At 70.9% G+C, this 15,327-nt stretch carries 1 protein-coding gene (running past one end of the window); it reads left to right on the forward strand.

Features of this window, described 5'->3' with window-relative positions; genetic code table 11:
* A protein-coding gene (locus KJS59_RS13850) for a zeta toxin family protein (RefSeq protein WP_213453276.1) crosses the window boundary here: on the forward strand, positions 1-15,227 show its end. Its footprint begins 20,740 nt before the window's first position; the window shows 15,227 of its 35,967 coding nt (coding positions 20,741-35,967); its start codon lies beyond the left edge, outside the window; its stop codon occupies positions 15,225-15,227.
* The last annotated feature ends 100 nt before the right edge of the window (positions 15,228-15,327 follow it).

The raw sequence follows: 15,327 nt of genomic DNA on the forward strand, positions 1-15,327 counted from the left end.
TGGACCAGAGCATGCCTGATCCCTATCGGCGGCCAACCGGGATGGTGACGCAGGCACTGATGGTGTTCAGGCGCCAACCTGCCGTCCCCGCTAGTTGGCGATCGTCGGGATCTCGTCTGGAGGATGCCGCTTCACGCTGGCAGGTGCCATCGGATGTGGCGCCGACCGCGGGGGACTGGGTGGCTGGATTGTCGGCTCGGTTGCGGGCGCTGGCGGCCGAGCACCCACACGGTTGGTTGGGGTTGGTGGCCGCGGTGACCGGTCAGCGCGGGGTCGATGCCGGGCTGGATGCGGCAGAGCGGATGGTGTGGGATGCGGCGCACCTGGCCGGCTGGACAGCCGGTGGCTATTTCACCGGCGAGGATCTGGTTGCGGCACATTGGATGCGATTCGCGGAGCTTCCGGATGGCCGGCCCGGGCGGGATATGCCCGGTGTGGCGGAGCTGGTGGATGACGTGCTGGGCGATCCGATGGTGCGCACTGCCGGGGCGCTGTCGGCCCAGACGACGCAGGAGTGGGCGGGCTTGCTGCTGAGCCTGGTGGCCGAACTCGGCCCGAGTGCGACCGTGGACGCGCTGGTCCGGCAGATGGCCGGCGTGGATGCGGTGGCGCGGCTGCGCGCCGGGAGCCGTACGCCGTGGCTACGGGCGCCGGGCGTCGGGGCTACCCCGCTGGACGGCATCGAGCCGGTCCGTGGGTGGGATGTGGAGCGTGGAATCCTCCGGCTGATCGCGGATGAGGCCGCAACCGATGACCCGGGGCGGTTGGTTCCGCGCCAGGTGGAAGCGGTGGTCTCGCTGGTGCGTCGCGCGGTCGGAGACCTGTCGCGGCAACCGACGCTGGACGAGTTGCATGGAATCCTGGCGCGTTCGCCGGAGGTCATGGCGGCGCTGCGCTGGCGGGTCCCGGCGGATGAGTTCGGGGTGCGGGTGCAGAAGTGGGTGGGCATCGGCGGGTTCTTGACTCGGCTGCGAGAGCTGGCGGACGGGCAGGAGGGAGGTTGGCCGGGGCTGGTGGCCGCGGTGACCGGCCAACGCGGCGATGCCGCCGGACCCGTTGCCGCCGAAGGCATGGTGCTCGACGCGGCGTATCTGGTGGCCGTGGTCATGAGGCCGCGCTTCAGCGTGGCGGATCTGGTGGTGGCACACCGGGCCCGGTTCGCGGGACTGCCTTCGAGCGACCGGAGCGGAAGGGGAGTGCCGGATGTGGTGCGGCTCGCCTGGCGGGTGCTGGGTTACCCGGAGCCCGAACCGGTGGCTTCGTTGGCGGATCAGGTGGCGGCCCTGGCCGCCGTGCTGGGCTTGGTGGGTGCGTTCGGCCGGGAGGTGACGGAGGCGGACCTGCACCGGCAGGTGATTGAGGTCGATGCGCCGGTTGATGCGGTGGTGCCGGAGTTGGTGGCCTCGCGGCGGGAGCGGTTGCGGGAGTGGGCTCGGCGGGATCTCGACGGGCTGCGCCAGGGTCTGGGGGTGCGGTTGGGGTCTGGTCAGGGGCGGCGGGTCGATCGGGTGCTGCGGTCGGATGACCGTACGTATCCGGACGAGGCGGAGGTGATCGCGGATGTCGTGGATCTGTACTTCGCGCTGTTCCCGGGCCGCACGTGGGACATGGCCACGGCGCAAGATGTCCGCCGTCTGTTGTATGTGCCGTACGAGCGCCGGCCGGCAGGGCAGCGGTGGAGGTCACTCAACGACGTATTCGGGTTCATGCGCGAGCACGGGTTGTTCGACTCACGACTGCGGTCGGGGCCGGGCATCGAGGACGTGGTACAGCTGCTGGGGGCGGTGCGGACGGCTAAGGAGGCCGCCCGCAAGTGGAAAGCGGTGGGGGAGAACGATCTGATCCGCGGTTTCCGGCGATCGATGCCCTCTCCCGCGGTGTGGACGCTGAGGGTGCCGCCGTCGTCGCAGCCGGATCGGTGGGTTGCTTGGTCGGGTGGTCTGGCGGGGTTGGCTGAGGTGGCGTCGGTGGTGGGGCGGGTGGGTCGGCGGCTGGGTCGGTTTGGGGGTGTGGAGGTGGCGGGTGGGTTGACGGCGCAGCTGAAGAAGCAGCGTGAAGCGTTGGCGGCGGCGGTGTCCGGTCTTGCGGGGGAGGTGTCGTTTACCGCGGCGGATGTGGTGCGGGTGCAGTGGCAGGCCGAGCAGTTGTTGTGGACGGCTGATCAGTGGGTGATGGCGCTGCGGGCGTCGCTGGGTGAGGGCCACGCTCCGGAGGATGTGTGGTCGTGGTTGGTGGCGCATGGACCGGATGACGTGGCCGGTGGCGGGGTTCTGGGGGCGGACGAACGAGGTCCCGCTGTGGCGGCCCGCAGTGAGCAGTTGGTGGCGTACCCGCTGTGGGTCGAAGAGGGCAACCACCTGGCCGGCGGCTCGTCGGTCGTGGTCGGGCGGCTGCGGTCGCGCTACGCCGAGGTGATGGCGTCGATGCCGGGCCTGGCGGTGCCGGAGGCGGTGCTCGATGCGGTTCTGGGTGATCTGGTGGCGTTGGTGCCGGACGGCTACCTGGCGGATCGGGTCGGTGAGGTCTTCGACAGCGACGAGATCGGCCATGCGTTGGTGTCGGTCGGGGCGGCGATCACCGCAAGCCAGGTGCGGTTCGATATCGCGGTCCTCGTCTCGCTGCTGACCGACGCGTTGGTGGCGGCGGCGGTGGCGCCGACGCGAGCGGCCACCACGGCCGACGGGCGCGCGTTGCGATGGGCGATCGCACCGGTGAGCGTGGCGGCGCTGAGCGCACTGCTGGACCTGGTGGCCGCCCGGTTGCGGGAGGGCCGCGACCCGTTGGCGACCCCGGAGTTGGCGGCGGTCCGTTATGACCGGGAGGAACCGGTCGCGATACGGTGGGCACGGCTGGGCCTGCTGAACCTCGACCCGGTGGTGGTCGAGCGGATGCTGGCGCCGGAGTCGGTGTTTTCGGCGCTGCTGCACAGCGAGGTGCTGCCCGAGGCGCTGTTGGCCGCCGGCGCGCCCGTGCCCGCGACGTCCTTCGGCCAGACCCCGAACGTGCCGTTGCCGTTGCCGGTACTGCACAGCGTGCCGACCGTGGCCGGGGTGCTGGCTGTCGCCCGAGGTCTGGCCGCGAACACCAGCCAGGAACTGGACCGGTTGCCGCTGATCGATGGCGGCGGCCTTACCGGGTGGGTCCGGGAGAGGCTGGCGGAGGCGGGGCGAGAGCTCGACGGGATCGAGGCCGACACCCGCGCGGTGGCCGCGGGATACGGCGGTACCGACGCGGGGCACGCGTTGCGGTCGTTGAGCGCTCGGGCCGGGCTCGCCCTGCACCGGGTGGCCTCGTTGACGGTGGCACACGGTTCGGACCCCACAACGGGGCCGGACGCCCGGTGGCCCTGGTTGACACAGCGCACCTCCGGCACGCGCTCGGCGGTGTTCAGCGCGGCGGTCAGCGCGCTGCTCGCGTTGCCCGTGCTGCGCTCGGTGGTGGACCTGCGTCCGTGGCTCGGCCACGGGCCCGGCCTGGATTGGCTGTGGGAGGCGGTGGCGTACGAGGGCGGCGTGCTCGTCTTCGACGACACGGGCGACGTGCTGATGCTGCGCGCCGAACGGGACGGCGGGCGGTGGTTCGTGGTCACCGGGCCGACCCGGGCCGAGGGCAGTCGGGTGGCCGTCGCCGACATCGGCTGGTACCTGGACAGCCGCGGGTTCAGCTATGCCGACCTGCCGGGACACTCCTCGCGGGCGGTGCGCCCGGCCGCGCCCGACGTGCTGCGGGAACTGGCGTTGCGCCACCGCGCGGGGGACCCGGGCGCCGGGCTCGACCAGGACCAGGTGGGGGTGTTGCTGCGGCGCCTGCTGGCGGCCGGATCGGACCGCGCCGACCGGCTGGCCGTCCTGGCGCTCCTGGCGGCCAGCGACGATGACACGCTGATAGCGCTGCTGAGCGACGATGCCGTGGTGGAGGCGCTCGACGGCTGGCAGGACGTCGTCGAGCGGCAACAACTGGTGAGCCTCGTCGAGCAGCGGATCGTCGACGGTTGGGAGGCGGCCCGCCAGGGCCACCCGGTTGCGCGGGGAGTCGCGCCGCCGGCGCAAACCGCCGGCATCACCCGGCTGACCGAACTGTTCCAGCGCGATCCGGACACGATCGTGGCCGCGGTCCGGGCGTTGCCGCCCCGGCCGCGGGCGTTGACGGAGCGCTGGTTGGCCATCATGCGTACGAGGCCCACCGTCGCCGCTGGCTCCATCGACGCCGGCCGGGGGCGGGTTATCGATGCAGCGACGCTGGACCGGGTGCTCGACGGGCTGCACCGCGATGCGGCGACCCGCGGCCCCCGCGACCCCGCCGTGTGGGCCGGGCTGACTCCGGCGCCGTCGGTGACCCAACGGCAGCGGCTCGCCGACATCGTGACCGGTGCCGTTGCCCCTCCGGTGGCCCCCGCGGCGTCCGCGCCCGGCCACGGGATCGCCGGTGCGTTCGTCGAGCGGCTCCCAGGTGTGGACGAGGACTTCGCGAGCAGGTTCGACAGCGCCTTGCGCTCCAGCCTCGACGACTCCTACCGGGCAAGCGGGGCGGCGGTGATTCAGGCCCAGCACATACCGGAAAACGCTGACCGGCTTCGGCGCATGTTCGATCACCTCGCGGACATCAGCCATCTGGCCAGTGCGTGGATCGACCGGGTCTTTGGTGCGCTGGCGACCGCGCCTCGATTGGTCGTCGGCAGAGATCTGCATGACGGCTACCAAACCGGTCTCGCGGACCAGTGGGCTACGCGCCCCGATCAGATCTGGCAACGGGTGACCCATGTGCTGCGCACCTTCATCTCGCACAGCCCCAAGCTTCAGCAGGTTCTGGCGGAGCACGGGGCGCGGCCGCGGCATAGCACCACAGAGCCACCTGCGCACGGGCAGTCGACCGGCGTAGCGGTGGCCGTACCGCTCAATGCCGAAGCCATGATCATCGAACAGGTGATCGCGCAACTGGCGGCGGACCCGACCGTCATCGACCGTGTCCTGGCCATCAACCGCGCGTGGCCGGCCTACCAGGACCGCAGGGGAGTGCATGTCCAGGTGGTGCTGCCCGGCGGGAGCCCGAACGGCCTGCGGCTGAGGTTGTGGGCGATGCCGGGCAGCCTGGTCCACGAGATCCTGCACGAGATGGCGAATCTGCGGTTCGTGGCGTATGCCAGGCAGTTCCTGCCGGGGTCGCGCGCATACCAGGTGCTGTTCGAGGGGATGGTCTCCTGGCTCACCCGGATCGTCATGGTGGCCGCCGAGGAGGAGATCTGGGACCGGGAGGCGCGCGGGCGGCTGCGCGAGCGGGTGGAGGGAGAGTGGGGCACCGGGCTGCCGGAGCCTGACGACGTGGACCTGCTCCGCGCGTTCTGGCCGAAGGACTACCCCGAGATCAGTGAGATCCGTGAGCTGGCGGCGGCGGTGGGCGGTCCGGACAACCTGTTCCTGGCATACTTCCAGGGCGACATCGAGAAGATCACCGGTCCACTGGGACTCATCGCCGCCGGCCGGCCCAGCGCGCCGCTCAACGCCGGCCAGATCTCGGCCGTGACCGACTTCCTCGCCGGGTTGCCGGCCGCGCAGCGACGGCTGCTGTGGGTGAACCTGTACGCCGACCCGCGCATGCCGGTCGCCCAGATCGAGGCGGCGCTGCGCCGGGACGGGGCCGAGACGCTGTCGATCTTCACATCCTCCGACCCCGGGCAGCGCACCGCCCCGGCCGTGGCCGGCATCGCCGCCGAGGACCTGGCGGCGTATCCGGCGCGGGCGGCGTCGTCAGGGCCCGACCCGTCGGTTGACCCGCTGCCTCGCGAAGCCGACTCGGCGGTGCGGTTGCGGTCGCGGGATCGTGACGTGGTGCGGTGGGCGTGGCGGGTCGGCCGGTCGGTGCACCCGGGGGCGTCGAGCCGGTCCGCCGCGGTGGTGGAGGCGGCTGAATGGATTGCGGGGTTGCTGGGCATTTCGCCGGTGGCGGTGCAGCCCGGGATGGGTGGGTTTGATGCCGCCACCTCTACCGTGCGGGTGCCGGTGGCCGTGGAGTGGCGGGATGTGTTGATGTCGTTGCTGGTGGGGATGGCGCAGGCCGAAGAGTGGCAGCGCAGTAGGTCCGTTATGGATGGTGAGGAGCTGTGGCGCCTGACCAAGGCGGTGGAGGCGGAGGCCGAGGTCGAGCCGACGGTGCCGGTGTCGTCGGTGCTGGCGAGCATCGTGGTCGAGTCCGAAGTGGATGGCGGTGGGGCTCGGGGGGCGGTGCCTGGCTGGTTCGTCGGCCCGGACGAGTTCGTGCAGGTCGATCCGGAGCGGTTGGTGAAGGTTGGTGAGTGGCGGCGCGGGCCGGGGGGCGGGTGGCGGCCGGCCAGGTTGCGGGGTGGACTGATCGGGGCTGAGGTCGAGCATCTCGGCGCTCTGATGATGGACTCCCAGACTCGGCCGCCCCGGGGGACGAGGCTGGCGCAAGCTCCCGGCCTGGCATCCGTGGTGACCGGCGGCCGTGGCGGCATCTTGGTGGAGTTGGTTGGTGCGCCCGCCCTGCTCTACGACGGCGAGGTGGGGGGTGCCGATCCGGACCGGGCCGCGGCCGCGATGGACGAGCTCATCAGGCGCCTGAGCGACAACGTCGGTGACACGGCCCTCGCGCGGCTGTTGCCGATGATGGACGTCGCACCCGAGTTCGCCAATCTCCTTATCGAGAGATTCCTCGACGATACGCTGTCTTCGGATGTCACGGCCGGCGATCGGCACGAGACCCTGTATACCGTCTTCGCGGATCTCGCCCAGCATCCACTCGTGAGAGAAAGGCGGTGGAAGAACCGGATTGAGGTGGCGATGTCGGTCGGTGCGATGGTCGCCCGGAAGTTGGGCGGTGCCCAGCCGCAGCCGTACCGATTCGGGCCGGACGAGATCGTCGCGGGTCACGTGGCCATGCTTTTCATGCTCTTCGCGGCCCACCTGCGGCAGCACGAGTCCGACGTGAATATCAAGTGGTTCGCCTGGGCGCCTCGGCCGGTTCCCAACGAAGCGTTCGCGGCCCTCCCGCAGCAACTGCGTATCGATCTGGAGATCCACCGTCCGTGGATCGAGCAACAGTTCGATCTCGCGTTCCGGAAGTACTTCCGGTCGCATTTCGGGCTCATCAAACAGGCCCGGGGACAGCAGGTGGATCTGCTGCGCACGCGGCTGCCGGGGCGCGACTACACCGCCGCGCAGGCCATCGAGGGCGGCTTCACGCCCCATCCGGAGCGGAGCGTCACCTCGGAGGAGGCGTTCGGTATCGCCGCCGTGGGCATGGATGACCAGAAGTTGGTCGTTGGTGAGTACCGCGTTCTGAACGATGTATCGGCGTCCGGCCAGCGCAAGACGGTGCTGGCGTGGGTGGGTAGGGGCAGCCGCGAGCGGTACCGACGGTTCATGGCCACGCGGCGGATCACCGGCGCGATGTTCGCCGAGCCCGTCGACCTGGACCACCTTGCCCGGATGTATCTGGAACGGGCCCGGGCCCGGCGCGGTACGGATCCCGGTCCGGCGGGCGAGGCGAAGAAGGATCTGCTGGTCCGGATGTATGCGGGCACCGGGTACCTGATCCGCGGGCTCTCGGGCGAGCCCTCACGCCTGGACCTGAGCCTGCTCCGCGCGGCGCTGGACGGCCTGGGCGGGCCGGAGTACGAGCGGGTGCTGCACGGGGCGGTGGAAGGCGTGCATGTCAACCTGGACGCCGCGACGCGCGCCCTCGTCGAGGAGGTGGACGCCACCACGGTGCGCCTGTCGCATCGGGACCGGGCGGCCGAGGACTTCGGAGCATGGTGGCCGAACGCGAGGGTGCGGGCGTCGGACGGCGAGCGGGCGGCCGTGCGGTTCACCGGTGTCGGCGACCGATACACGGGGGCGGACTCGGCACCGCGCCGCGTCGACCTGCATCGCCTCGACGCGCGGCTGGGCCCGGCCGGCGACCTCGGCGATCTGCAGCGGCTGCGGGCGGAGCTGGGGATAGCGCCCGAGCTTGACCCGGAGCGGGCCGCGCAGCGGGTGCGCGATGTCGCCTACCTCGCCGCCGCCGTGTACGGCCCGGACTTCGACGTCGCGAACCTGGTGACCACCTACCGGCTGGCCCGGATCTCCATCGGCTTCGGCCGGGTGGCGTCGCACTGGGCCGGCCTGGAGCGGATCGTCCGGTCCGTCCGTGGTGACGATCTCTGGCCCGGCGCCCGCCGGGCCGTGGACCCGGGGCAGGTCCGGATCCTGGCCGACGTCGTGTCCGGCCTCAACGACGGCTTGGACCTGGGGGACCTGCGCGATTGGATACATCGCCTGCCCGAAGTCGGGGCGGTCCTGTCCTGGGTGTCGGGGGACGAGTTCACGGCCGACGCTGACCCGGCACGCCTGCCGCGCATCTTCGCGCGGGTCGTGGCCCTGGCCGGGGCGGAGGGTGTGCCGGCCCTGATCGGCCATCCGGCCGGCTCGTGGCACACGGCCCAGGAGTTCTGGGACACGGCGCACCTGACCTTCGAAGCGGTCGGTCCCGAGTTCGAGCTCGCGGACCTGGTCGCGTTCCACCAGTTGCGCGTTCGGGCCGGTGGCCCCGAGCTGGCGGGCTGGCGCGAGATCGAGTCGCTGGTCGCGACCCTGCTCAACGAACCGGTGCGGTTCTCCGATGAGGACCCGCAGCTCACCGTTGCCCCCTTCGTCCGGCATCTGGTGGCGATCACTCGGGAACTCGGCGCCGAGGCGCTGACCGTCGAGAACCTGCACCGCCGGATCGTGGCAGCGGACTCGCGGTCGAGTGAGGCAGCCCGCGTACTCGCCGATGTGCGGCACGCCAGGCTGGCCGAACGACACCGTCAGGATCTGCTCGGCATCGAGGTGATCGGCGCGCAGCCGGCCCCTCGCCGGGTCGACATCCGGGCCATGGATCAGCGGCTGTGGTCGTTGGCCGCGGAGCACGGCGGGGTGTACGGTCTCGCCGACCGGATCGGGATTCCGGTCAGGGTTCACCGGTATCAGGCAGTGTGGGACGTGGCGTACCTCGCCGAGGTGATGGGCGTGCGCCTGACGGTGGAGAACCTGGATGCCATGCGCCAGCTCTCCAACCTGGAATGGCCGACGACCGGTCGGTGGGCGCGGTCGTGGACGAAGCTGGTGTCCGTTGTCGCCGGCCCGCTCATGCGTCCATGGGATTCGATTGACGGGGCGCAGATGCGCGCCGTGTTCGACCTTGTCGCCGGTCTCGGCGGCCCGGAAACCACGCAGCAGAATCTGCGGCGGCTGACGCGCACGCCGGCGCAGCTGCGGTCCATCATCGAGAACGTGCGCGGCCTGGATCCGCAGACCGTGACGGAGCACGACCTGGCCGCCCAGGTGTCCGGCATCGCGCGACCGCGCAGCGACCTGGCCCGAACCCTGGCCGACCTGCGTCGGGCGGACCTGGCTGAGCAGTACGAAGGCCACATCGCGGGCCTGCGCCAACGCCTTGCCGGAGGGCCCACCGACAGCCCGCCGGATTGGGCGGCAATCATCGATGTGGTCGGCGTCCACGAGGCGGTGTTCCCCGAATGGTCGATCGCGGTGGAGCGCGCGCAGGCGATCTTCCGGCTGCTGCGGATCAAGGGCGAGGCGCCACCGATGCGGTTCGCTTACCACCTGGTCGCTCTGGCGGACGAGCTGGAAGCGGGTGGCCCGCGACCGGCACCGCCGGGCGCCGATGCCGCGACGGTCTCCGCACTGGTCGAGGCGATGCAGCGGGCCATGGCGGCGGCCGGGTCCGGCCCCGTTTCGATGGCCGACCTCGCCCACCAGCTTCCCGCCGTGGATCGGGGTGGCGATGCCGGCATGGCAGCGGCGCAGCCGTGGGGGGCAGGTCACTCCTGGGGTGCCGCCAAGCAGACCGGGTGGGCCGCGGTCTCGGATGATGCGCGTGAGATGTCGGTGGACGAGGCGGTGGCTGGCGCGCACGAGATTCCGGCCGGTGTCGTGTTCGCCGGCCAGGATGCGGCTGATCTGGCGGCCGGCCAAGCGTTGCCGGTTGTGCCGGGCTGGTTCACCGTGGCGGTGCACGGCGATCTGGCGTCGGGGAGCGTACGGGTCGACGGCCGGCCGCTCTCCCGCCAGGTGCTCGTGGCGGCCCTGGCCGGCCTGTCCGGGTGGCGGCGGGCGGTGGTGGAGGCGCAGGCGCGAGGGCGGCCGGCGCCGGATGTGTTGTTGGTGCAGTGTGACGCGGCGGCGGCTCCCGGGTGGATGCTGGCGGAGTCGGGGTCGTCGTTGGCGTCGTGGTTGCGGGTCGAGTTGGGCAGTGGTCGGTTGTTGGCGGGCACGCATGTGGTCAGGTCGTACGGCGATGGTTCGCTTCGGGTGGAGGCGGAGGAGCCGGCCCGGTCGATGCTGTTCACCGACTATGGCATCGACCTGTACGGGGCGGACCTGGTCGAGGCGGCGCGGATCGCGGACTCGATCGAGACGGGCGAGCCCGTCGTGGGGGCCCCGGATCCAGGCACGTCCGCCGTCGCGGAGCCCGGACGGGTCTGGCGCTGGGGCATGGAGTTGGAGCACTTCGGAACCGACCTCAGCGCACCGGATCCCGATCTCCTGCACAACAAGTTCGTCCTGGCTCGGCACCCCGACCTTGAGATGCAGGCCGACGGGCCGCCGGACTACCTGATCGAAACGACGAACTGGCGGCCGGCGCTGTTGTACGACGACGAAGTGGTCGGAGCCGACCCTGATGCGGCGTTCGCCGCGCAGGCCGCCGCCGTGTTCACCATCCACGCCCGGGCCTGGCGGGAGCGTCCGATTCCGGAGTTGCTGCCCAGGCTCACCCCGACCGAGCAGGGCCGGGGTGTGACGGTGCGGCGCCTGCCCTATACGCGGCTTGAGGAGCACTACAGCGAGGGCCGACCGGTGGAGACGCTGTGGGCGATGTACCAGTCGCTGGCCAAGCGTAGGGGCCCGGAGCTGATGCACGTCGGGGCAGGGATGCGGTTCGGCGAGTGGTTGGCCGAACAGCTGGCCGGCGCCGCACCGTCGCTCGCCGGGATCAACCCCGACACAACGGTCGCCGGGTACGGCACGTACCTGTACACGCACTTCGCCGCCCAGGCGCACGGGCATCTCCTCTTCAGAGGGAGGCTGCTCAAGGAAGAGTTGGAGTGGGCGCAGCGATACTCGCTCGACGATGATTTCAAGAAGCTGTCGCGAGTGCCGCAACTGCTGCTCGAGGTCTACCGGCCGGTTATCAAGCAGCGCATGGCCGAGTTCTTCCAGGAGTACAACGTCGACACCTCTCAGCGGACGGCCATCCAGCGGCAGGCACCGCTGGACCTCCTGCACGATCGACTCGACAGGCGCGACTACACCCTGTCCGAGTACATCGACGGCGGCCTGATGGCGAAACCGGAACGCTCCTTCACGCCGGAAGAGTCGTTCCACATCGGAACGTATCTGACCGGTGGAGACACCAACGAGGGCAACCTGAAACACACGGCACTGACCGTCGGCGAGTACCGATACGTGGGAGCCCGGGACGCGTCGGACCGGTGGAAGATCGACTGGACGGAGCTGCGAGCCGAGGCTCGCCGGCACTACCGCGACTTCATCATGGCGCGGACGGTGGTCGGTGCGGACCACGCGGAGCCGGTCCTTTCGGCCGATGTGGTCATGAGCCTGAATAGGCGGGCGATGGTTGTGCGGCTGCAGGCGAGATCGAACCCGGACGCCGCGACGCAGGCCGATCACGCGGCGCGCATGATCGAGGGCGCTGTGGCGTTGTTCGAGGGGTTGATTATTCACCGTTCGCGCCTGGATCTCGCCTTGCTGGCCGGATCGCTGAACGGCTTGTCAGGCCAGGAGTACGACGACGTCCTGCACGGCGCGGTACAGAGCTTCCACGACTGGGTCGACGCGAGGCGCCGCGCTGAGCTGGCGGTCGTGGACGGCACCCAGGTGCGGCTCACGGACGAGGTGGCGCGGCAGTTCGGGCAGTGGTTGCCCAACGCCGAGGTGGTCACGGCGAGCGGCAGTCGGCCCGCGGTGGGGTTCGTGCAGCTCAGCGACCTGTACTACGGCGCCAACTCGGCTCCGCAACGGGTGGACATCCAGCGACTGCACCAGCGGTTGCACGAGCTGGCGGCCAGGCATGGCGGCCCGGCTGGCCTGGCCCGGCGGATCGGGATCCCGCCCGAGCCGAACGCGGCTCAACGGCTGCGGGACGTCGGATATCTCACCGCCGCGGTGTACGGTCCCACGTTCACGACGGAGCACCTGCACACCATGAGTCGCATGGCCGGGTCCGAGGCGCGGGACTGGCAGGATGTCGAGGACATCGTCCGGGTCGTGCGCGGCGACTCCACGAACCAGCAGCGTCATCGATCGCGGCCGGTGGCTCCGAGTCAGGTTCGCCTCCTCGCCGACTTCATCGCGGGCGTGCTGGGCGGTGATCCGCCACCGCAGGTGTTGGCCGAGTTCGTGGACAATACGCCGGATATCGCGGCCGCCCTGCGCTGGCGCCCACCGGTGGACCCCATCACGATGTCGCCCGCCCGCGCCGGTGTCCCGGTGCTGCACGCCCGACTCTTTGAGCTGGCGGGGAGTCCAGGAGGATGGGCTCGGCTGCAGGAACGCTTCGGCGGGCCGCAGAAGTTCTTCGACACGGCGCATCTGACCGCGGTGATGTTCGGTCCCCACTTCAGCAGGGCCGACCTCCACGCGGTGCGCAAGGTGCGGGATGTCCTCGCTGTCATGCCACCTCCCCGGCACGCCGCCCCGCGCGGCGGGTGGTTCCACTTCGAGGCGCTCGTCCGGCACCTGATTGGAGAGCCTCGATGGCGCAAGGCCGAAGACCCGGACTTCTATGCCAGCCCGTACGTGCCGTTGGTCGCGGGAATGGCCCGCGACTTCGGCGACGACGACAACGTCACCCTCGAGGTTCTCCGGCGGCAGGTGGTCGGCCTGGACCCGCCCCGCGGCGACGCGGCCCGCAAGATGTACAACCTGCGGCGATACAGACTGGCGGAGCGCAACGCCGAACGCATCGACCAGCTCATCATCGAGCTTGGCGTACGCCATGGTGGCCCGCAGACGCAAACGCGCCGCTTGGCCCATACCCCGGCCGGCGTCCGCAACGAAGAGGTGTCGGTGGTGCTGGATGTCCTCGGCATCGTCGGGGCCGCCTTCCCAGCGTCCCCTTGGGACCTGCGACGAGCAACAGACGTTCGTCGGTTGCTCGCGGTCGCGCGGGCCGGCAGCTACCTGCCGTGGGCTGCTGAGCGGCGGACGCCCTGGGAAGGCGTGCAGCGGCTGATCACCGATCTGCGTGGGCCGGACCGTCCGCAGCCGGTGGGGCCGGGAGCCGACATCGCGGACTTCACATCGCTGCTGGCGGCCGTGCGCCGAGCGAAGGAGGCACGCGGACACGAGCCGGTCCGCAAGCGCGACCTGCGGGAGCACTGGACCCCGCCGGACCGCTACGAGCCGCCCACGCCACCGCGAGCCGGGCCTGCCCGCATCGGTCGAGGCAGCCGGGTGAACAGTGGCACGACGGGCACTAGCACCCACCCCTCGCCGACCATCTCCCGACCGGAGCCGGCGCGCCGTACCAGTAGCGGGCTCTCCTCGGCTTCGTCCCCAACCTCCGGCCACCCGGGGTTGGTACGGCGAGGCTCCTTCGCCGGCTGGTACGCGGTTGAGGCCGACGTGCGGGTGACGCAGGGGGGAGGCTGGGTGACGCGCCGCATGAGCGGCTACGAGACGCCGGACGGGTCGCGGTTCGTCTCCGTCGACCCCGCTGACGGCCGGCAGACCGGCGAGTTCTCGCCCCACGAGGGGGGTTGGTGGCCGGTGCTACGAACGGTCGATCCGCCGCCCGGCGCGGCCCTCTTCCCGGCCCTGTCGATTGGTACCTCCGGGGGCGACGTGCCGCCCACGTGGATCGGGTTCGAGCTGCGGCAGGGCAACACCTTGACACGCACCTACTTCCGGGGATTCGTCGACCCGGCCTCGGGCTCCCTGTTCGTGGAGCACGCTGGCGGCTCGGCCAAGTTCGACCGCAGGGCAAACGGTACGTGGTTGCTGCTGCCCGGATACGACTTCGGCCGGATCGGCCCCGTATCTCAAACTCGCTCCTCGATGGCCGCCACGCAGACCGGACGGGCCACCGTCACGGATGAAGCGCGTGAGATGTCGGTGGACGAGGCGGTGGCTGGCGCGTACGAGGTTCCGGCGGGTGTTGTGTTCGCCGGGCGCGCTGCGGCTGATCTGGCGGCCGGTCGGGCGTTGCCGGTCGTGCCGGGGTGGTTCACCGTGGCGGTGCATGGTGATCTGGCGTCGGGGAGCGTACGGGTCGACGGTCGGCGGCTTTCTCGGCAGGTGTTCGTGGCGGCCCTGGCCAGCCTGCCCGGGTGGCAGCGGGCGGTGGCGGAGGCGCGGGCGGGCGGGCGGTTGGCGCCTGATGTGTTGTTGGTGCAGTGTGATGCGGCGGCGGCTCCCGGGTGGATGCTGGCGGAGTTGGGGTCGTCGTTGGCGTCGTGGTTGCGGGTGGAGTTGGGTAGTCGCCGGTTGTTGGCTGGCACGCACCTGGTCAGGTCCTTCCGCGATGGTTCCGTTCGGGTGGAGGCGGAGGAGCCGGCCCGGACGATGCTGTTTACCGAGGATGGCATCGACCTGTACGGGCCGGACCTGGTCGAGGCGGCGCGGATCGCGGACTCGATCGAGACGGGCGAGCCCATCGCGGGGGCGCCGGATCCGGGCACCGCTGACACCCGGTACGAAACCGAGGCATACACGGTGCATGTGCCGCATGAGGGCGGCTGGGTCGTGCGCCAACTCACCGGCTACGAGACGCCGGACGGCGAGTACTTCATCCCCACCGGTTCGGACGGCCAGCCGGACGGAGAGTTCTCCCTCGCCCGGGACGGCTGGTGGCCCGTCGTGCGGACGCTGCCTCCGGCGGCACCCGGTGCGCTCACCTCCCCCACGAGCGAGCTCGACGGGGAGGGCGAGACGGATGATAAGACCTACCGGATCGGATTTCGGCTGCGGCGGGGCCACACCTGGGTGGTCTTCGCGGTCACGGGGCGGGTCGACAAGAACTTGGGCGTCTTCACCATGGACGACACCCACGGTGCGAGTCCGATCGACTTCTTGCACCGGGCGGACGGGACGTGGGACCCGGCGAGACGATACGAACCCGGCGAGCCTGGTGCGCGAGCCCGCGGCCGCGACGTCGGACTCATGGCCGATGTTCCCTGGATCGTTCTCGCCGACAGTGACTCGTAGCCGGCGAGGACGGGGACCAAGATGGGTGGTTTACTACCTCCTGGGGGCGTCGGTCGAACCGGTGCCGACCGCCGCCCGTTATGCCGGTGGCGCGGGCAAC

Origin of the sequence: Rhizomonospora bruguierae (assembly GCF_018397995.1) — a bacterium.
GTDB classification, from domain to species: domain Bacteria; phylum Actinomycetota; class Actinomycetes; order Mycobacteriales; family Micromonosporaceae; genus Rhizomonospora; species Rhizomonospora bruguierae.